The organism is Mesorhizobium sp. M0772, from assembly GCF_040320135.1.
Classification (GTDB): Bacteria; Pseudomonadota; Alphaproteobacteria; order Rhizobiales; family Rhizobiaceae; genus Mesorhizobium.
Genome location: NZ_JAMYPB010000010.1, coordinates 14,597 through 34,192 on the forward strand (window position 1 = coordinate 14,597; position 19,596 = coordinate 34,192).

At 62.6% G+C, this 19,596-nt stretch carries 20 protein-coding genes and 1 pseudogene; 8 read left to right on the forward strand and 13 right to left on the reverse strand.

Annotated elements, in window-relative coordinates; translation table 11 throughout:
- Positions 1-118 precede the first annotated feature (118 nt).
- Both NKI06_RS09140 and yihA read left to right on the forward strand, forming a co-directional pair.
- On the forward strand, positions 119-757 hold the full coding sequence (locus tag NKI06_RS09140; RefSeq protein WP_352498461.1) for a CatB-related O-acetyltransferase: 639 nt from the start codon (positions 119-121) through the stop codon (positions 755-757).
- Positions 754-1,413 (forward strand): ribosome biogenesis GTP-binding protein YihA/YsxC, encoded by a 660-nt coding sequence (gene yihA, locus NKI06_RS09145; protein ID WP_352984947.1) that lies wholly within the window; start codon positions 754-756, stop codon positions 1,411-1,413. The genes NKI06_RS09140 and yihA overlap by 4 nt, the downstream gene beginning before the upstream one ends.
- A 66-nt stretch (positions 1,414-1,479) precedes the next feature.
- On the opposite strand, the gene NKI06_RS09150 is transcribed toward yihA, so the two are convergent.
- Complete coding sequence (locus tag NKI06_RS09150; protein WP_023710413.1) at positions 1,480-2,223, reverse strand: TetR/AcrR family transcriptional regulator; 744 nt, start codon at positions 2,221-2,223, stop codon at positions 1,480-1,482.
- A 146-nt stretch (positions 2,224-2,369) separates the two neighbouring features.
- On the opposite strand from NKI06_RS09150, the gene NKI06_RS09155 reads away from it, so the two are divergent.
- Complete coding sequence (locus tag NKI06_RS09155; protein WP_352984949.1) at positions 2,370-3,551, forward strand: HlyD family secretion protein; 1,182 nt, start codon at positions 2,370-2,372, stop codon at positions 3,549-3,551.
- 21 nt (positions 3,552-3,572) lie between these two features.
- Positions 3,573-5,174 carry a DHA2 family efflux MFS transporter permease subunit gene (locus NKI06_RS09160; protein WP_023696025.1) on the forward strand — a complete coding sequence of 534 codons (1,602 nt, stop codon included), beginning with the start codon at positions 3,573-3,575 and terminating at the stop codon, positions 5,172-5,174.
- Between the two features lie 117 nt (positions 5,175-5,291).
- On the opposite strand, the pseudogene NKI06_RS09165 reads toward NKI06_RS09160, so the two are convergent.
- The 5 genes and pseudogenes from NKI06_RS09165 to NKI06_RS09185 all read right to left on the reverse strand — a co-directional run bounded on the left by NKI06_RS09165 (position 5,292) and on the right by NKI06_RS09185 (position 9,738).
- A pseudogene (locus tag NKI06_RS09165) lies at positions 5,292-6,706 on the reverse strand (FAD-dependent monooxygenase).
- 285 nt (positions 6,707-6,991) lie between these two features.
- The gene (gene msrB / locus NKI06_RS09170; RefSeq protein WP_352710578.1) at positions 6,992-7,486 is read right to left on the reverse strand and encodes a peptide-methionine (R)-S-oxide reductase MsrB; all 495 of its coding nucleotides are present in this window, start codon (positions 7,484-7,486) and stop codon (positions 6,992-6,994) included.
- 211 nt (positions 7,487-7,697) lie between these two features.
- A complete protein-coding gene (locus NKI06_RS09175) occupies positions 7,698-8,255 on the reverse strand; it encodes a fasciclin domain-containing protein (RefSeq protein WP_023693011.1) in 558 nt (185 codons plus the stop codon).
- 224 nt (positions 8,256-8,479) lie between these two features.
- Complete coding sequence (locus NKI06_RS09180; protein ID WP_352984968.1) at positions 8,480-9,202, reverse strand: anti-sigma factor; 723 nt, start codon at positions 9,200-9,202, stop codon at positions 8,480-8,482.
- Positions 9,199-9,738 carry a sigma-70 family RNA polymerase sigma factor gene (locus NKI06_RS09185; RefSeq protein ID WP_352984970.1) on the reverse strand — a complete coding sequence of 180 codons (540 nt, stop codon included), beginning with the start codon at positions 9,736-9,738 and terminating at the stop codon, positions 9,199-9,201. Before NKI06_RS09185 ends, NKI06_RS09180 begins: the two co-directional genes overlap by 4 nt.
- A gap of 412 nt (positions 9,739-10,150) precedes the next feature.
- Here NKI06_RS09185 and NKI06_RS09190 point away from each other — a divergent pair, with 412 nt between their 5' ends.
- Together NKI06_RS09190 and argB are read left to right on the forward strand one after the other, a co-directional pair.
- The gene (locus NKI06_RS09190; protein WP_023681352.1) at positions 10,151-10,309 is read left to right on the forward strand and encodes a hypothetical protein; all 159 of its coding nucleotides are present in this window, start codon (positions 10,151-10,153) and stop codon (positions 10,307-10,309) included.
- A gap of 100 nt (positions 10,310-10,409) precedes the next feature.
- Positions 10,410-11,303, forward strand: a complete 894-nt coding sequence (gene argB, locus NKI06_RS09195; RefSeq protein WP_013528489.1) for an acetylglutamate kinase — start codon at positions 10,410-10,412, stop codon at positions 11,301-11,303.
- Positions 11,304-11,345: 42 nt separating this feature from the next.
- On the opposite strand, the gene NKI06_RS09200 is transcribed toward argB, so the two are convergent.
- The 3 genes from NKI06_RS09200 to NKI06_RS09210 form a co-directional block, all read right to left on the reverse strand.
- Complete coding sequence (locus tag NKI06_RS09200; RefSeq protein WP_023681351.1) at positions 11,346-11,744, reverse strand: RidA family protein; 399 nt, start codon at positions 11,742-11,744, stop codon at positions 11,346-11,348.
- A 112-nt stretch (positions 11,745-11,856) separates the two neighbouring features.
- Positions 11,857-13,404 carry a magnesium-protoporphyrin IX monomethyl ester anaerobic oxidative cyclase gene (bchE, locus tag NKI06_RS09205; protein WP_023681350.1) on the reverse strand — a complete coding sequence of 516 codons (1,548 nt, stop codon included), beginning with the start codon at positions 13,402-13,404 and terminating at the stop codon, positions 11,857-11,859.
- Positions 13,405-13,515: 111 nt separating this feature from the next.
- A complete protein-coding gene (locus NKI06_RS09210; RefSeq protein ID WP_023687465.1) occupies positions 13,516-13,992 on the reverse strand; it encodes an Lrp/AsnC family transcriptional regulator in 477 nt (158 codons plus the stop codon).
- Positions 13,993-14,131: 139 nt separating this feature from the next.
- Here NKI06_RS09210 and phhA point away from each other — a divergent pair, with 139 nt between their 5' ends.
- Positions 14,132-14,968: a phenylalanine 4-monooxygenase gene (gene phhA / locus NKI06_RS09215; RefSeq protein ID WP_023681348.1), complete on the forward strand. Its 837-nt coding sequence runs from the start codon at positions 14,132-14,134 to the stop codon at positions 14,966-14,968.
- Positions 14,969-15,163: 195 nt separating this feature from the next.
- Here phhA and NKI06_RS09220 read toward each other — a convergent pair whose 3' ends face one another.
- From NKI06_RS09220 to NKI06_RS09230, 3 genes are all read right to left on the reverse strand, one after another.
- Positions 15,164-16,603 carry a GMC oxidoreductase gene (locus NKI06_RS09220; protein WP_352984972.1) on the reverse strand — a complete coding sequence of 480 codons (1,440 nt, stop codon included), beginning with the start codon at positions 16,601-16,603 and terminating at the stop codon, positions 15,164-15,166.
- On the reverse strand, positions 16,600-16,770 hold the full coding sequence (locus NKI06_RS09225) for a hypothetical protein (protein ID WP_023681346.1): 171 nt from the start codon (positions 16,768-16,770) through the stop codon (positions 16,600-16,602). The genes NKI06_RS09220 and NKI06_RS09225 overlap by 4 nt, the downstream gene beginning before the upstream one ends.
- Before the next feature lie 177 nt (positions 16,771-16,947).
- Positions 16,948-17,709, reverse strand: a complete 762-nt coding sequence (locus NKI06_RS09230; protein WP_023681345.1) for a GGDEF domain-containing protein — start codon at positions 17,707-17,709, stop codon at positions 16,948-16,950.
- A 175-nt stretch (positions 17,710-17,884) separates the two neighbouring features.
- Here NKI06_RS09230 and NKI06_RS09235 point away from each other — a divergent pair, with 175 nt between their 5' ends.
- Positions 17,885-18,604 carry a pyrimidine 5'-nucleotidase gene (locus NKI06_RS09235; protein WP_023681344.1) on the forward strand — a complete coding sequence of 240 codons (720 nt, stop codon included), beginning with the start codon at positions 17,885-17,887 and terminating at the stop codon, positions 18,602-18,604.
- Positions 18,605-18,702: 98 nt separating this feature from the next.
- On the opposite strand, the gene NKI06_RS09240 is transcribed toward NKI06_RS09235, so the two are convergent.
- On the reverse strand, positions 18,703-19,548 hold the full coding sequence (locus NKI06_RS09240) for an LOG family protein (protein WP_023681343.1): 846 nt from the start codon (positions 19,546-19,548) through the stop codon (positions 18,703-18,705).
- Positions 19,549-19,596 lie beyond the last annotated feature (48 nt).

Genomic DNA, 19,596 nt, shown 5'->3' on the forward strand with positions numbered 1-19,596 from the left:
GCACGAACTGAACATCGAAGCCCAGCAGGGCTCGCTCATCGGGCGATTGGTGCTATAGGGCGGATCACGCCATCTAGAATGGCGGCTTTAATTTGCGCCACTCTCGACGGATCTCGCCATGGACGGACCCAACCCAGACATCAAGCACCCGATCCCGATGCACACCCGCGTCGGCTTCCTGAAGCCCCTGGTCACCGCGCCGAATATCGAGATCGGCGACTTCACCTATTATGACGATCCGGACGGACCGGACAAATTCGCCGAGCGATGCGTGCTGCATCATTATCCCTTCATCGGCGACAAGCTGATCATCGGCAAGTTCTGCGCCATCGCGGAGGGCGCGCGCTTCATCATGAACGGCGCCAACCATGCCATGTCCGGCTTTTCCACCTATCCGTTCAACATTTTCGGCCATGGCTGGGAGCAAGGCTTCGACCCGAAGACGTGGTCACAGGAAGTGCGCGGCGACACGGTGGTCGGCAATGATGTATGGATCGGCATGGATGCGGTGATCATGCCCGGCGTGTCGGTCGGCAATGGCGCCATCGTGGCGGCGAAATCGGTGGTGACGCATGACGTGCCGGCCTATGCGATCGTCGCCGGCAATGCGGCAAAGGTGGTGAAGATGCGTTTCGACGACAGGACGGTGCGGCGGTTGCTGGCTGTGGCGTGGTGGAATTGGCCGGTGGACAAGATCGGCCGCAACCTCAACGCCATCCGAGGCGCCGATATTTCCAGGCTGGAGGCAGCGATTTGAACGCGCTGGGCAACACCGTCATCGGCACCGACCTGTTCACCAAGGGGTGGATCTTCATCCGCGGCGTGCCGGCGATGAAGTTCCTGCCGCCGGAGGGGCCGCCTGAGATCGCCTTTGCCGGCCGCTCCAATGTCGGCAAGTCGTCGCTGATCAATGCGCTCGTCGGCCATAACGGGCTGGCGCGCACCTCCAACACGCCGGGGCGCACGCAGGAGCTCAACTATTTCGTGCCGGGCGGGTTTTCCGGCGAAGGCACCGACTTGCCGCCAATGGCGCTGGTCGACATGCCGGGCTACGGCTATGCCAGCGCGCCGAAGGAAAAAGTCGACGATTGGACCAAGCTGGTCTTCGATTATTTCAAGGGCCGCGTGACGCTGAAGCGAGTCTATGTGCTGATCGATTCCCGGCATGGCATCAAAGCCAAGGACGACGAGGTGCTGTCACTGCTCGACAAGGCGGCGGTGTCCTACCAGATCGTGCTGACCAAGACCGACAAGATCAAGGCCGCCGGCGTGCCGCGGCTGATCGAAGAGACATTACTGAAGATCAAGAAGCGACCGGCGGCGTTTCCGTTCGTGCTCGCCACGTCGTCGGAAAAGGGCGAGGGTCTGGACGAACTGCGCGCGGCGATCGTGCTGGCGGCCAATGGCGGTTAAAAGCAACTCCGGGAAAAGTGTGAAGCGGTTTTCCGTCCGGAGTTGCGAAAAAAGACCTTTGGCTAACTAGGCCTTTGCCTTGGACTTCGCCTCGAGCGCGATCATCTGATGGCTTTCTTCCTCGGCAAGCTTTTCGGTGCCGTAGGACTTCAGGAACAGGCTGACGCCCGACCGCACGATGTGGTCGATTTCATCCTGGCTCGGCGCCTTGGTGCGGTAGGCGAAGATGCACTGGCGAAACAGGCCGGCGAGGCACAGTTCGGTGAATTGATAGGCGGCAAGATCGACATCATCGATCTTGAGCAGGCCGCGTTCGATGGCTGCATTGAGGAACTTGACCACCTTGTCGTGGCCGCGTTTGGGGCCACGTTCGTAAAACCGCGCGCCCATGTCCGGTATCCTGTCGGAGGCGCCGATCACGGTGCGTTGCGCCTGGATGACCTTGGCCGAGGTGATCTTCATCGACAGCACCTTGCCGAATTTCACCAGCGTCTGGCGCAGATCGTCGGCGCGGTCGAGCATGTCGTACATGTTCTTGAAGATGGTGCCGCGCTCTTCCTCGATCAGCGCCTCGAACAGCTCTTCCTTGTTGGCGAAGTAGACATAGATCGTGCCCTTGGAGACGCCGGCCTCGCGGGTAATGTCGTTCATCGACGCCGCTTCGAAGCCCTTGTCGATGAACACGCGCCGCGCGCCCTCAATGATCTGGCTGCGCTTGACCGGATCCTGGCCCGCCGCCGGGCGGCCGCGACGCGCACTATCCAGCACATCGCACCGATCATTTTCGACGTCGGGTAACGTGTCGGCCATTAAAGTCACACCTCGCGAAATAATTCGAACCGAGCGGTTCGATTGCTCTTGATATGGGCCCGCCTTAGCGCTATGTCAACGTTCGCATCGAACCGAACGGTTCAGTATAACACATTTTCCTTATGTAGCTACGGTAGCGAGATATCATGTCCTCGAACACGCCAACCACCGCCGAAGTCCGCCCCTTTCCCAACGCCAAGGTCTCGCCGGTTATCGAAGCGCCGGAAGCGCCCATCAAGCCTGCCGCCGAAGTTTTGGCCGAGGTGCCGGCCAAGAAGAAGCGGTCGGCTCGCTCGTTGATGCTGCCGATCATCGGCCTCGCTCTGCTCAGTGCCGGCGCCTGGTATGGCTATAATTACTGGACCGACGGCCGGTTCCTGATTTCGACCGACGACGCCTATGTCCAGGCCGACATGTCGTTCGTCTCGCCGAAGATTTCCGGCTATGTCGATCAAGTCAAGGTCTCGGAGAACCAGCAGGTCAAGGCTGGCGATCCGCTGCTGACGATCGATGACGGCGACTACAGAATAGCCGTTGCCCAGGCGGAGGCGCAGATCGCCACGCTGGCCAAGACGCTCGACCGTATCGACGCGCAGACCAAGGCGGCGCAAGCTTCGCTGCAACAGGCGCAGGCGCAGAAGGTCGCCGACCAGGCGGCAGCCGACAATGCCGCTCGCGCCCAGCAGCGCGCCGCGCAACTGGTCAAGACGCATGTCGGCACGCAGGCGCAACTGGACGATGCCCAGACCGCTCTCGATCAGGCCAATGCGGCCCTTGTCGGCGCCGACGCGCAGATTGCAGCCGCACAGGCCAATATCGGCGTGTTCGAAGCGCAGCGCGCCGAATCGGCCAGCACGCTGGCTTCGCTGCGGCTGAACCGCGACAAGGCCGCGCGCGATCTGTCTTTCACCGTGCTCAAGGCGCCTTATGACGGCGTCGTCGGCAACCGCTCGGTCGAGCAGGGCGACCTCGTCAGCCCCGGCCAGAAGCTCGCCGTCGTGGTGCCGCTGGAAAAGCTCTACATCGTTGCCAACTTCAAGGAGACGCAGCTGGCCAAGCTGGTGCCCGGCGAGAAGGTGCGGGTCTCGGTCGACGCCACGGACGGCCATGATTTCGAAGGCACGGTGTCGTCGCTGGCGCCGGCTTCGGGTGCGGTGTTCTCGCTGCTGCCGCCGGAAAATGCCACCGGCAACTTCACCAAGGTGGTGCAGCGCATCCCGGTTCGCATCGACGTGCCGGCCGATGTGCTGAAGGCAGGCAGGCTGCGCGCCGGCCTGAGCGTCGTTGTCGCCGTCGACAGCCGCACGGCTCCGGCCGCGGCGAACTGAGCGAAAGCCGGGAGCAATGCCATGGCAACCGCAACCATAACAGCAGGAGCGGCGCCGGTGCCTGCCATGCCGGCGGTACCGACGACCATCTCGACGCGCCGCCTCATCGCCTTCCTGGCGATGGTGTTCGGCATGTTCATGGCGATCCTCGACATCCAGATCGTCTCAGCCTCGCTGGCCGAGATCCAGGCTGGCCTCAGCGCCAGTTCCGATGAAATCCCATGGGTGCAGACCGCCTATCTGATCGCCGAAGTGGTGATGATCCCGCTGTCGGGCTTCCTCAGCCGGATGCTGTCGACGCGCGTGCTGTTTGCAGGCGCCGCGGCCGGCTTCACGGCGGCCAGCGCGCTGGCCGCGACCGCCACCAACATCGACCAGATGATCGTCTACCGCGCCATCCAGGGCTTTATCGGCGGCGGCATGATCCCGAGCGTTTTCGCCGCCGCCTTCACCATCTTCCCGCCGTCGCGCCGCGCCATGGTGTCGCCGATGATCGGCCTGGTGGCGACGCTGGCGCCGACCATCGGCCCGACCGTCGGCGGCTATATCAGCCATGCCATGTCGTGGCACTGGCTGTTCCTGATCAATGTCATTCCAGGCATTCTGGTGACGGTTACGACCTGGACCCTGATCGATTTTGACAAGCCCAATCTCGGCCTGTTCAGCAAGTTCGACTGGTGGGGCCTTGCCGGTATGGCGGCATTTCTCGGCTGCATGGAATATGTGCTCGAGGAAGGTCCGAACCATGACTGGCTGCAGGAACAGGCCGTGTTCATCTGCGCCATCATCATGGTTGTCGGTGCGGCGCTGTTCTTCTGGCGTGCCTTCACCGCCGAGGAGCCTATCGTCGATCTCAGGGCCTTCACCAACGTCAATTTCGCCTTCGGTTCGCTGTTCTCCTTCGTCATCGGAATCGGCCTGTACGGTCTGACCTATCTCTATCCAGTGTTCCTCGGACGCATCCGCGGCTACGATTCCTTGATGATCGGCGAAGCCCTGTTCGTCAGCGGCCTGGCGATGTTCGTCACTGCGCCGATTTCCGGCATCTTGTCGAGCAAGATGGATTTGCGCATCATGATGATGATCGGGCTGTTCGGTTTCGCTGCCGGCACATGGTGGATGACGCATCTGACCGCCGACTGGGATTTCTGGGAATTGCTGATCCCGCAGATCCTGCGCGGCAGCTCGATGATGCTGTGCATGGTGCCGATCAACAACATTGCGCTCGGCACCTTGCCGCCGGACCGGCTGAAGAACGCGTCGGGCCTGTTCAACCTGACCCGCAACCTCGGCGGTGCGGTCGGCCTTGCCGTCATCAACACCGTGCTGATCGATCGCAGCGCCTTCCACTACGCCAGGCTGGCCGAGCATGTGGAATGGGGCAGTGCGGCGGCGCAGACCAAGCTGCAGAACATGACGCTCGACTTCCAGCAGACTCCCGGCCTCGACGCCACCAAGGCGGCGATCTCCAAACTGTCGGGCATGGTCCAGCAGCAGGCGTCGCTGCTGTCGTTCATGGATGTGTTCACCATGCTGACCGTGCTGTTCGCGACCATGGCGGTCTTCACCCTGGTCATCGCCAAGCCGGCGCCGCCCGCGGGCAGCGGTGGCGGAGGCCATTGAGCGCGCCGGACCCCCCGCCTGGCGCCCTCGTGTGTGACCCCGGAAATCACCCCCGATTTCCGGGGTCACGCTTAAGCATCGATCGTTATCAAGCTCCTTGGTCGAACACCCGGCGCGCTATGCTGCGGCAGGCGGCCCAAACCATTTGGTCAGCGAGTCGGTTAGCCCGGCTGCTTCAGGGCCGCCGACCCAGGCCACATAACCGTCAGGCCGGACCAGCACTGCGCGTGGGGCTTCGACTGCCCCCAGCACCGGAAGCTCCCATGCGCCATCGTAGCTGGCGTCGACCAGCTGAATCCGCTCCACCCACTGGCCGATACCAAAAGCGCCGGGCTCACCAAGATTAAGCAGCAGCGGCCGAGCGTCATGCAGCAGGGCGAAAACCGGCAGCGGACCGGCAGAGGTGACGAGGTCGAGATCAGGCATGCGACGTCCCAGCAGCGGATGCCCTTCGCCAAGATCGTAGTGAATGTCCAGGCCGGACATCATCCCGGCAAAACGCTTGCGCGGCTCTTCCATGGCGAGCAGTTCGGCCATTGTATCGCGCAACGCTTTGGTACGCTCGTCTTCGCGACGGAGCACGACCGACGCCATGGTGTTTTTCATCACACGCGCGGCAATCGGGTGGCGCTCTGCCTGGTAGCTGTCGAGAAGGCTTTCGGGCGCAGTTTTCCTGACCACCTGGGCGAGCTTCCAGCCCAGATTGACCGCGTCGTGCACACCGGTCTGCAGACCCTGTCCGCCGTCGGCGGATGGACATGCGCGGCGTCGCCGGCGAGCAGCACCCGCCCCTTGCGGTATGAGGCTGCCTGCCGGGCCATGTCGGTGAAGCGGGCCAGCGATGTTGGATTGTGGACGCCGTAATCGGTGCCGTAGACGGCAATGAGCGCCTCGCTGAGCTCATGCAATGTGGGCACGCCGCCGGCCCCAACCTCGCGTTCGGTCACCAGCACCCGTACCGTACCGTCTTCCAGTCTGCTGAGGCCGTGAATTCCGATGGCATCGCGGTGGATACCCCATTGCGGCTCTTCTGTTACCTCGATCTCGGCGATCAAATTGCTGGTTGTCGGCTCGGAACCGGGGAACTCTATGCCAACCGCCTTGCGCACGAGACTTCTGCCGCCGTCACAGCCGACGAGATAATCGGCACGAAGCGACCCGCCATCGCTCAGCGCGACATCGACGCCGCCGCCATCCTGCACCAAGCCTGTCACCTCGCGGCCACGGTAGACCGTGACGCCAAGTTCATCGACCCAGCAGGCAAGGATGCGCTCTATGTGCTTTTGCCACAGCGCCAGCCCGTAATCGTGGCGAGTGGGGAAGTCGCTGATATCAAGCGAAACGCCGGCGAAGCCTGCGACCTGTGCGGTCTGGCCTTGCGACAGGAACCGATCGGCAATGCCGCGCTGGTCGAAGATCTCGATGGTGCGCGAATGCAGGCCGCCCGAGCGCGCGCCCGCGAGGTCCTGGTTCTCGCGCCGCTCGACGATGGCGACATCGATGCCGGCCAGGGAAAGCTCGCCGGCCAGCATCAACCCGGTCGGGCCGCCGCCGGCGATCACCACGGAATGGGATATTCGCGGCCGGTCGGCATCAACACCGTCGGTCGATTTGGCGCTCGATTTGGGCTCGCCGTCGCGAGCCCGTGCTTCAGTTCGTTGCATAAGGTTCTGGCCCTCTCGTTAAGGGCTGCGGAATCTACGCATAAAAAGCCGTCTGCCAATTCTTGAAGTTGACTGTTTTCGCCCCATTTCAACAGATAAGAGGCGGTCGTCACGCCGGCTCCAAATCCCCACCCCGCTAAAGACGCCGAACGGTCAGGCAGTGGCCGGCTTGAAGCTGAGCGCAACGCCGTTGATGCAATGGCGCAGGCCGGTCGGCGCCGGGCCATCGTCGAAGACATGGCCGAGATGGCCGCCACAGCGGCGGCAGTGGACCTCGGTACGGGTCATGCCGAGCGAACGGTCCTCGGTCTTGCCGACGGCGTTGGCAATCTCCTGCCAGAAGCTCGGCCAGCCGGTGCCGGACTCGAACTTGGTGTCTGAGGGGTAGACCGGCAGGTCGCAACCGGCGCAGGCGAAAATGCCCTTGCGATGCTCGTTGAGCAGCGGGCTGGTGCCGGGATATTCGGTGCCTTCCTTGCGCAGCACGTTGAAGGCTTCGTCGGACAGGATGGCGTGCCATTCGGTGTCGGTCTTGGTGACCTCGAAGGTTTCGGCAGCCTTAGCGGGCCCGCCCATGCGCAACGTTGCCGCCGCGCCGGCCACGGCAGCGATGGCGGCGCCGCTCAAAAGCAAATCTCGACGGTTCATGACAGAAATCCTCCTGCGGGTTGTTTTGCCAAATTTGGCCGCCACTGGAAAATCAAAAGCCGGTGACGGTTGTCCTGCAAACGAACGCTCCACACCGGCTCCGCGCTTGTTGCGGACGGGATGGAGCGCTCGGTCGTTTGCTCGGCCCACGGGGGCGGGGCCGCGCAATCTGCAGGAGCTTACCGCCTGTTCGTCGGCGGCAGGGGCTTTGTTACATCTTCGGCAGCAGGACCTTGTCGATGACGTGGATGACGCCGTTCGACTGCTCGACGTCGGCGATCGTCACATTGGCGACATTGCCGTTCTCGTCGGTCACGGTGACCTTGCCGCCATCAGCCTTGAGCGACAGCTCGCAGCCGCCGACCGTCTTGACCTTGTGGGTGCCGCCATCGGCCTTGGCCATCGAGGCGACATCGGCGCCCATCGCCTTGGCGCCGATGACATGGCAGGTCAGGATCTTGGTGAGCTTGTCCTTGTTCTCGGGCTTGAGCAGCGACTCGACCGTGCCAGCCGGAAGCGCGGCGAAGGCCTCATTGGTCGGCGCGAAGACGGTGAACGGGCCGGCGCCCTGCAGTGTCTCGACCAGGCCGGCAGCCTTGACGGCGGCGACCAGTGTCGTGTGATCCTTCGAATTGACGGCGTTCTCGACGATGTTCTTGTTGGCGTACATGGCGGCGCCGCCAACCATCGGATTCTCGGCATAGGCGATTGTGGCGAGGGCGGAGACGGCAATGGTACCGGCGAGCAAAAGGGTGGCGATTCTACGCATAGTGTTCGAACTCCTCGGGGTTATTGTTTCCTCTTTCGGGAACATGAGGAGATACGGAATAGAACTGCCTGAGTTTCCGCGCGCCGGGAAAAATTTATCCTTTATCTTGTCGGCGAATTATCTCCGGAGATCGAATCTCTAATCTCCAGCAGCGTATCCAAAACGAAAACAGCGGAAGATGTACTTCCGCTGCCTTCATTATCACGTCATGGTTTTACGATCTATCAGATGCCCTTCAGGTCGCCCGCGGCAACGACCGGTCCGGTCGGCTGTCCCGTCGTCGAACCGCCCGTCGGCTCGACGCTGACAGCGAGCACGGCGCCCTGCGCCAGCTTCTGCTGCACTGCCGGGGTAACCGGAATGTGCGTGACCTGGCCGGCGGGAATGACACCCATCGAGACCGGCGCATTCTTGCCTTCGATCATCCACAGTTCGAAGTCCTTGCCGGCGGCGCGTTCGCCCGAAACCAGCGACAGGCCGACATCGCGGCGGGATGCGTCGTAGACGACGAGGTATTTGACGTCGCTGCCTTCGGCAGCCAGCGAGGCGACGAGGCGCTCCTGCGGCACGACGGCCGGCGACCTGACGTAAGGCACGGCGGCATAGAGCACCAGGGCCGCGACAGCCGCTGCGGTGAGGCCGCGCCAGAAGCTAAGGCTGGACCACAGGCTGCCGCCCGGGGCCGTCGTCGACGCCGCGGTGGAGGAGAACAGCCGGCGATCGATAGCCGGCTTGATCGTGGCCGGCGGCTCTACCTCAGCATAAGCGGCAGCGATCGGCGAGAGGTTCACTTCCCAGGAATCGACGAGACGGGCAAAGCCGGTCTCCGCGTCGATGCGTCCGGAGGCTATCTGGCGCTCATCCGCCGGCAGCACGCCGAGAACGTATTCGGCTGCGAGCAGGTCGTCGCCTCCACGTTCCGGTCCATTTTCTTCTGCCAGGGTCATCTTTCCAGACATTCTCTAAGTTTCAACAGGCTGCGGCGCAGCCATGTCCGCATCGTGTTGAGCGGAACCTTGTGACGTTCCGCGAGCTCGGCGTAACTTTCGCCGTTCAAATAAGCACCCCGAACGGCTTGCGCCCGGTCTTGTTCCAACTCTTCAAGGCACTGATAGATGCGCTCGGATTCACCGCCCGCAACAACCATAGCCTCTGGCCCGGGACCGGGGTCAGTCACGTCGAGCGCGGCATCGATATCGGCAGCGGGCTTGCGTCGCGACCGGATGCGATCAATCGCATGATTGCGTGCTATGGCCACCAGCCAGGAGATTGGGCTGAGATCAGAAACAGCGAAACGATCCGCCTTCGTCCACACTTTGACGAAGACCTCTTGCAGCGCTTCTTCCGCATCTCCGCGATCCTTCAATACACGAAGGCACACGCCGAAAAGTTTCGCACTGGTTTGCCGGTAAAGCAGATCGAACGCAGTCCGATCCTTCATCGAGGTCCGGACAATCAGGGTGGAGATATCCTGCGGCGTCATACGGACAAGCTAAGCGATCACGATTTATTTGCAAAGGCAGAAATCTTGTTGTCCACGCAAACCATGTCCGCGCCCGATCGCCAGTAATCGCCGGTCGGTGCCAAGGAAATCGGCTGTCGTTAGCCTCCCGCAGAAAGGGGAACAGCAATGTCGGCCGAACGGATGCTGCGGGAGAACGATGCGACCGGCTTGGCGGAGCTGGTGCATAGAGGCGAGATCTCGCCGCCGGACCTTGTCGATGCTGCGATCGCGCGCGCCGAGGCAACCCGATCATTGCGCATCCGCCGCTTGCCTGAGGCGCCATGGGCCCGAAGGGGGCCGACGAGCTCATCGAAAACCTGCTCGACAAATTGCATCTGACCCGTCTCTTGGAGATCAGATCCCTGTTTGGGCAATTGATGGACAAGAGCCTGTGGTTCACCACTGGCCGGCGATCCAGAATGGCCTGCCGCTCGACATCCAGGGCGTCGGCCGCCCCGGCGACGAGCAGACGTTCTTGTCGCTCGCCGCGCAGATGGAGAAGATTTCCGGCTGGCTGACGCGGCGGGCGCCGCTCAAGGTGCCGGCCTGATCCGGCAGATTTCATCATCGTGATAGCAAAGCTGTTTGCGGCCTGGGCCAATTCCCGCTAAGACGCCGCCGTCCTTACCCGCATCCAGGGAACCATGCCGATGACGGAGATCACCGCCACCGCCGAAATGCAGGCCGCCCTGCTCTCGCGGGCCCTGCCCTATATGCAGCGCTACGAGCACAAGACGGTGGTGGTGAAATATGGCGGTCATGCCATGGGCGATATCGAGCTCGGCAAGGCTTTCGCCCGTGACATCGCGCTGCTGAAGCAGTCCGGCGTCAACCCGATCGTCGTCCATGGCGGCGGGCCGCAGATCGGCGCCATGCTGGCCAAGATGGGCATCGAATCCAAGTTCGAAGGCGGGCTGCGCGTCACGGACCAGAAGACGGTCGAGATCGTCGAGATGGTGCTGGCCGGTTCGATCAACAAGGAGATCGTCGCGCTGATCAACGCCGAGGGCGAATGGGCGATCGGCCTGTGCGGCAAGGACGGCAACATGGTGTTCGCCGAAAAGGCGCGCAAGACCATGATCGACCCGGACTCCAACATCGAGCGTGTGCTCGATCTCGGTTTCGTCGGCGAGCCGGTCGAGGTCGACCGCACCCTGCTCGACCTGCTGGCACGCTCGGAAATGATCCCGGTGCTGGCGCCGGTGGCGCCCGGCCGCGACGGCCACACGTACAACATCAATGCCGACACCTTCGCCGGTGCCATCGCCGGCGCCTGCCAGGCGACGCGCCTTTTGTTCCTGACCGACGTGCCCGGCGTGCTCGACAAGAACAAGAAGCTGATCGACGAGCTGACGGTGGCCGAAGCCAAGGCGCTGATCAAGGACGGCACGGTGTCGGGCGGCATGATCCCCAAAGTCGAGACCTGCATCGAGGCGATCGAGCGCGGCGTCGAAGGCGTCGTCATCCTCAACGGCAAGACGCCGCATGCGGTGCTTCTGGAACTGTTCACCGAACACGGCGCCGGCACGCTGATCGTGCCCTGATCGGCAACTGGCTTGGCGGCCAGTTGGTCGGCTGGCCAGCCCTTAGGCAGGCTGGGGCAGGCGCGCGATGACCTTTATCTCGAAGTCGAAGCCGGCTAACCAGTTGACGCCGACCGCCGTCCAATTGGTGTAGGGCGGTTCACCGAACACCTTCAGCCGAACGGCATCGATCACGGGCCATTGCGCTGCCGGATCGGTGTGGAAGGTGGTCACGTCGACTACATCGTCGAACGTGGCGCCCGCTGCTTTCAGCACTGCCGCGAGATTGTCGAAGGCAAGCTGGACCTGCTTTTCGAAGACAGGTTCGGGCGACCCGTCCTCGCGGCTGCCGACCTGGCCCGAGACGAATAAAAGATCGCCCGATCGGATTGCAGCAGAATAGCGATTGATCTCGTAGAGAGCCTGCCTGCCGGCAGGAAAGATCGCGTCACGTTTGGTCATTTTCACTCCATTGTCCGGGGCACTCACATACGTCCCGTATGCATGAGGTGGGTACATACGCTGCGTATGTCAATACGCATACGGTACGTATCTGTGAATGGCAGCGAGCCTGTCAGGCGCCGGCCGAGATCGCGACAGCCGCTTCGGCCGGCTTGCGCGACGGGCGCATGACGACCATGGATTCCTCATCGGCATCCTGCGGAGCGCCCCAGAACTCAGCCAGCGTCGGACCATCCTTGAGGCGGCGGTCGCGGGCCAGAAAACCCCAGACCTCGCGGAACCACACGCGGCGGCCCATTTGCGTGTACCAGCGCATCGAATGGCGCTGTTCGGGATCGGGGTGGAAGAGAATGCGCGCCAGCGCCTTCGGCCGCGACTGCACCGCGACCTCGATCAGCTTGACCGAGAAGAACAGCATCCACGGTTTCAGCCGCGTCATCTGCAGCACCTGGTGCTTGTAGTCCCACAGCCGGGCATCCGTCTGGATCACCTTGCGGTCCTTGGCGATGCGGAAGAACGGCGTCCAGCGGTGCGGCGTGACATAGAGCGCCTGGATCTGGTCGGGGTCATAGGCAAGCAGCTGGCGAAAGCCGCGCCACAGATCGCGAAAGGTCTCATCCTCGAACCCAGCCACCCAGGTCGCCATGGACAGTATGCCATGCTGGCGGAGCAGCCGGATCGCCTCGCGGTCGGATGAGGTGCTGCCGCCCTTGCGGATCAGTTGAAGCGTCTGCTCGTCGGTGTTTTCCATGCCGAGCAGCCAGCGGATGACGCCGGCCTTGCGATAGAGGTGCAGGATGTCGGCATCGCGCACGATGTCGTCGGCCCGGGTCGAGCCGACGATCAGCACCGGCACGTTCTCGGCGATCAGCGCATCGAGAAAGGCGCGCCAAACCTTCTTCGATACGGTCGGGTTTTCGTCGGCGAGGTTGATCAGTTCGACGCCGTGCTGGCGGTGCAGCCAGGCAATCTCCTGCGCAAATTTCTTGGGGTCGCGGTGCCGCCAGCGGGTCCAGAAACCGCGCTGGCCGCAATAGTTGCACAGATGCGGGCAGCCCCGCGAAAACTGCATGACCACGGCGCGCTTGCCGCCCCAATAGCTGTAGCGGCGGTGATCGATCAGCTCCCAGCCGACGCGGTACTCGTCCAGATTGGCAGTGGTCCCGGCCGGCCGCGTCGCGAAGGGGCGGCCGAGATCGTCGCGATAGGCGATACCCGCGACATCGGCCAGTGGCCGGCGATTGTCCAGTGCCACGACCAGGGCAAGGATGGTTGCCTCGCCCTCGCCGCGCACGATGAAGTCGAAGACATCGCTCGCCGCCAGTATGTCGCGCCAGTGATAGGTCGGGAACACGCCGCCATAGATCACAAGCGTCGCCGGCTCGAGCGCCTTGACCATGCGGGCGATCGCGAGCGCGGTGGGATGCGCCGAGGTCGAGCCGGAATGGCCGATCAGGATGCAATCGGGCTGGCCGCTGAGCGCATCGCGCACCAGCGTTTCCAACGGCATCGGCCCGAATTCGGCATCGACCAGCCGGACTTTATGGCCGGCGTCGATAAGCGGGCCGCCCAGCGCCAGCAGGCCGAGCGGTGGCAGATGGTCATCGGGCACGCGGCTGCCGATGGCGGTGTGCGGCGGATTGATCAGCACGATGTTCATGACGGACCTTTGAGCGACGGTCCGCATGGCGTAGCCGGCGTTTCAGTTTCGCATTTGGGCTCCGTTCAGCAGTTTGCGTGCAGCTTTTCCGCAGAAATGGCGATGCGTGTCCTACCGCCTGAGGTGGGCGAGCGGCACGTGGCCCGGGCCCTTGATGTTCTGCAGCACCAGCTGGGTGTGAACGTCGCGCACGCCGGCAAGGCGCATCAGGCGGTGCATGACGAAGGCGTTGAGTTCGTCGACCGACGGCACCATGACGTGCAGCAGGAAATCGTGGTCGCCGGTCATCGTCCAGCATGACGACACTTCGTCCATGCGTTGCACGGCGGCGATGAAGGTTTCGGGCGAACCGTCGCTGTGGCTGGTGAGGCGCACCTGGATGAACACCTCGACCATCAGGCCGACGGCGCGGCGGTTGAGCACGGCGGCAAAGCCCTTGATGATGCCGGCCTCCTGCAGCGCCTCGAAGCGGCGGGCGCAAGGCGTCGTCGACAGGCCGATCTCCTGCGCCAGTTCGGACACGGGCTTGCGTCCATCGCGCTGAAGAACATCCAGCATCTTGATCTCGAAATCGTCGAACTGAGGCATTTTCACTCTCTTTCAGCTTCTGCTTGGTGATTTTTACCTCAAATCATGGACCCAAGCCATCATCAAAGCTGAATTGCCTCGCCGGCCGCCGCTAGACTCTGCGGACATATTCAAGTGTCACGATCAGGGGAGAAGAACCATGACGACGATGAGCGTTGCCGAATATGCCCGTGATTGCGCGGCGCAAGGCCTGCGTGGCGACTATTCGGTGTGCCGTTCCGACTTCACCGTGGCGCAGGGCTACAACTACATCGCCGACGAACAAGCGGTGTGGCGCACGCTGTGCGACCGGCAGACCAAGCTGACGCAGAAGCTGGCGCACCATTCCTATCTCGATGGGATCGCCGCGCTCGGCCTGCTCGACGAGATCCCGGATTTCGGCGCGGTCTCAGACAAGCTGCGCAAGCTGACCGGCTGGGAAATCGTCGCCGTGCCTGGCCTCATCCCGGCCGCGCCCTTCTTCGACCATCTCGCCAACCGGCGCTTTCCGGTAACCAACTGGCTGCGCACCAAGGACGAGCTCGACTACATCGTCGAACCCGACATGTTCCACGACTTCTTCGGCCATGTGCCCATCCTGACGCAGCCGGTGTTTGCCGACTTCATGCAGATGTATGGCGAAAAGGCCGAGAGCGTGATTGCGCTGGGCGGTGACGAGATGATCACCCGGCTGTACTGGTACACCGCCGAATACGGGCTGATACAGGAGGAGGGCCAGAAGCTGAAAGCTTTCGGCGCCGGGCTGATGTCGTCGTTCACCGAATTGCAGTTCGCCGTCGCGAGCCCGGACGCGCACCACGTGCCCTTCGACCTCGAAACGGTGATGCGCACCGGCTACGAGATCGACAAGTTCCAGCGCGCCTATTTCGTGCTGCCGTCTTTCGACGTGTTGCGCGATGCGTTCCGGACCGCCGATTTCAAGGCGATCGTCGCCCGCCGCAAGGGGCAGCCAGCACTGGATCCAGCGACGGTTTAGCAAATCCTGAAGGGTTTGTGCGGCACCTACCCCCACCCTTAATCCCTCCCCAAAGGGGAGGGAGATCTCGTTGGCGCTAATTTCCGAGGGTTTCGACACCAAGGCATGGGTAGCGCCGGCAGCAATCCTGTCGCGCCGTTCGCTTTTTTGACAATCAGACGGTGATGACTTCGTCACACCGGGGGGATTACTTCGTCACACCGTGATTACTTTGGTCAGATGGTCGCCTAGCCGGCAGGCAAGTGCGGTGATCGTCGTCGTCGGGTTGCATTCGCCCGACGTGCAGAATACCGAGGAACCGCCGACATAGAGATTGTCCATGCCGTGCACCTTGCAGTTGGCGTCGACCACGCTCTTGGTGACATCGGTGCCCATGCGCGTGCCGCCCATATGATGGTGGCCGGCCAGTTCCTCATCCGTCGGGTAGTCCTCGCCATTGGTCAGCCAGTCCATGATGCGGACGCGGCCGAGGTCCTTCTCGATCAGCGTCGTTCCGAACAGCTTGAGCCCCTCGAGGATGGTGCGGCGCTCCAACGGCGACTTCTTCCAGTGCAGCTCGATGCGCGGCACGCCGGCACGGTCGACATCGGTCTTCGACAATTCGATATGGTTCGAGGCCAGCGGCGCCTGTTCCCAGGCGACGTAGAGCTGGGCGGCGCAGCGCAGGTTCTGGCTGAGCTGGTAGGCGACCCATTCGGCGGCCTCGGGCGCGGTGCAGGCAAGGTCGGCAATCAGGCTCTTGACGCCGGCATAGGGCGTCTCGATCAGGCGTATGCCGAAATTCATGATCTGCAGCCGCTCCATGGCGGCGAGCATCGGCGAGAAGAACGCCTCGTTGACGGCATCGACCTCGAACTCGCTGTAATCGGCCAGGATGGCATTGCCGCCCTCGAAGGTCGGGTGCTCCATCCAGTAGCGGCCAAGTGCCGTGGCGTTCGGCACCACGCCGCCATTCGAGCGCTGGTTCGACCATAGAAGCAGCCGCGAATTCTCCAGCCCGCCGGCGCAGACGATGAAATAATCGGCGCTGAAAGCGCCGGCATCCTTGCCGTTCGACCACAGCCTGGCGCCGGTCACTCGTTTGCCGTCCCCGGCAAGTTCGGTGGCATAGGTGTTGAGCACGAGCGCTATGTTTTTGCTCTTGTCGAGCTCGTCGGAGAATTTCTCGCCAAAGCGCACGGCCGGGCTCTTGATCAGCTGCACCCAGCGTATGTCGTCTGAAATCGGCACATCGGGCTTGAAGTCGGGAAGCTCGAGTATGTCGTGCACCTCGGGCAGATAGGGCTCGATGTCGGTCCGGGCGATTGGCCAGCCGGTGTCCGGCGCCCATGCCTTGGGCTCAAAGTCCTGCTTGTCGAGCACGCGGCACCAGCCGGCCCAGTGGTTCGACGACCCGCCCATGACGCGCAGCCGGGTGATGTCGAGATCGAAATATTGATCGCCGACCGTGGAGCCGCGGTAGAAATCCTGCGACTCGTCGCTGAATTCGCGTGCGCCGGCCTCCAGCACCACGACCGGAATGCCGGCGGCGCCGAGCTTTCTGGCAATGGTGGTGCCGGCCGGCCCGGAGCCGAGAATGCAGACCTTGGGCTTGAAATCCGAGGCTCGAAACGCCTCATAGCTGTCGAAGATCATGCCAGGTCGCTCCGCTTCAGGATCCAGCCATTGACCACGACGATCTCGTCGGGATCGGCCGGAGGGCGGTCGCTGTCAGGCTGCTTGCGAAAAAGCTGTAGCGCCGGCATCGCAATCAGCGCCTGCACGATGGTGCGGCGCGATATTTTCCTGATGAAGAAACTCATGACACGTCTCTGGATGGGGGCTTCGATCCACGCATGGCGTTCCCTGAACGGCACAGGTACCGGCCAGACATGCCATTCCCGTGCCAAGCCTTGCCTGTAAACGAGTTACAACCCGGTAAACGGCGCAGTTGCGTGGAAACAATGTTGGCGAACCGTTAACAGCCCCACCACCAACACCTAGGCAGCTTCGGAAATGTCCCGGTCGAGGATCGACAAATTGCGGCCGCGGTGCTTGGCCTCGTAGAGCCGGCGGTCGGCGGCGCGCATCAGGTCCGAGACATCGGCATCTTGCGCACAGGTGATGCCGCCGATCGAGACGGTCAGCGGCACCGTGCGCTCGTCGACCGGACGAAAGCGGACCAGCTCGACTTCACGGCGGATGCGCTCGGCCACGCGCCGGGCTTCGGCTTCCGTAGCGCCGACCAGGAAGGCGCCGAACTCCTCACCGCCAATGCGGCCGAGCACGTCGCCGCTGCGGACGCCGCGCTCGATGGCGCTGGCGATCAACACCAGTGCGTCATCGCCGGTCAGATGGCCGAAACTGTCGTTGATCGCCTTGAAATGGTCGGCGTCGATGATCAGCAGCGCGCCGCGATCGGATTTGCGCCGCGAGCCGTCCAACGCGGCAAAGAAGCTCTCGCGGTTGAGCATGCCGGTCATGTCGTCGCGGCTCGCCTTCGCCGACAGGCGCCGATGCGCGGCGGCGAGCTGGGCATGCGCGCGGGCGAGATCGCGATGCGCGTTTTTCAGTCGGTCGCTCTGCCAGAAGGTGCTGGCGCAGGCGATCCAGGCGAGCGCCAGCGGGCACACCGTCGATGTCAGCCAGACAGTGCGGTCGACCGGAAAACCCATGGCGGGAACGATGATCAGCGTCAGCAAAAGCGAGATGGCTACCGAGCCGAATGCGACCGCGGCGGACTTTAAGACTATGCGACTCATCGCTGGCTCCCACTGAACCGTCTCTGTGCCAGCAAGCCCTGAAGGCCACCTTTCCGTGATGGCTAAAATTTGAATGGTGAGCCCATTTTTACAACTCTAGATGCACATAGGTTGTGGATAAGCTCTACATCAGAAAGGGGTTCGAACGGCAGATATTTCATGCCATAAGGACGCCATGACCACGCTGCCCGATCCCGCCCGCTTCGCCCATGTCACCGACTGGGTGTTCGACCTCGACAACACGCTTTATCCGCACCATTCGAATCTGTTTTCGCAGATCGACGTCAAGATGACGGCCTATGTCGGAGAACTGCTCACGCTGCCGCGCGAGGAAGCGCGCAAGCTGCAGAAGGAACTCTATCAGGAATATGGCACGACGCTGAACGGGCTGATGACGCGTCACGGCATCGACCCCGACGACTTTCTCGAAAAGGTGCATGATATCGACTATTCGTGGCTGGTGCCGGATCCGGTGCTGGGCACCGCTATCCGCCAGCTGCCCGGCCGCAAGTTCATCTTCACCAATGGCGACCGCAGGCACGCCGAGCGCACCGCGCGCCAGCTCGGCATACTCGACCATTTCGACGACATTTTCGATATCGTCGCCGCCGGGCTGACGCCGAAGCCGTCGCGGCAGACCTATGAGAAGTTTGCCGAACTGCACGCCGTCACCGGACACAATGCGGTGATGTTCGAGGATCTCGCCCGCAACCTCGAGGTGCCGAAATCACTGGGCATGACCACGGTGCTGGTGGTGCCGCGCAATTTCGAGCCGACCTTTGCCGAGATCTGGGAGCGCGATCCGGCCAATGAGGACGACGTCGATTTCGTCACCGACGATCTCGCGACGTTTCTGACGGGGATAGTGGAGGGGGTAGAGGAATTGAGGAGCTGAAGAATTGAAGAACTGGTGAAAGGGAGACCGATCCGGACCTCCTTTTCCTCAATTCTTCAGTTCTTCAATTCTTCAGTTCAATTCCCATTTCGCCGACCCTATTCTCCTAACTTGTAGAACCGGCTGATAATCCCCCACGCCTCATCCGCGGTGTCGACAAAGTCGATGATATCCTGGTCGCCGGGCGTGATGGTGCCTTGTTCGGCCAGGAAATCGAGGTCGATCGCGCGCTGCCAGAACGCCTTGCCGAACAGGATCACCGGCACGCGTTCCATGCGGCCGGTCTGGATCAGCGTCAGCGTCTCGAAGAACTCGTCCATGGTGCCGAAGCCGCCCGGAAACACCGCGACGGCCTTGGCGCGCATCACGAAATGCATCTTGCGGATGGCGAAATAGTGGAAGTTGAAGCACAGCTCCGGGGTCACATAGGCGTTCGGCGCCTGCTCGTGCGGCAGGACGATGTTGAGGCCGATCGACGGCGCGCCGACATCGTCGGCGCCGCGATTTCCCGCCTCCATCACGCCTGGGCCGCCACCGGTGACGACGACGAATTCGCGGTAGTAGGACGTGGCCGATTGCTGTGAGCAGAGGCGGGCGAATTTGCGCGCCTCCTCGTAATATTTGCTGTTTTCCTCGAGGTTTTTCTTTTGCGTCTCGTTCTTGGCGGCCCAGGCCTCGCCGCCGGGCTCGGGAATACGCGCGCCGCCGAACAGGATCACCGTCGAGCGGATGCCGCGCTCGGCCAGGATCATTTCGGGCTTCAAGAGCTCAAGCTGCAAGCGCACAGCGCGCAACTCCCGGCGCGTCATGAAGTCGGGATCGTTCCAGGCCAGCCGGTAGGTTTCGGCGCGAGTCTGCGGCGTGTCGGGAACGCTTTTCGAGCGCTCCAGATCCTCGTCCGAATGCGGCAGCGGCGTCCATCCCGCCTTTTCCATAGGAGTCATATGCTTTCTACCCGTCCCAACAGTTCACTTGCGCCGTCCCATGGCGCA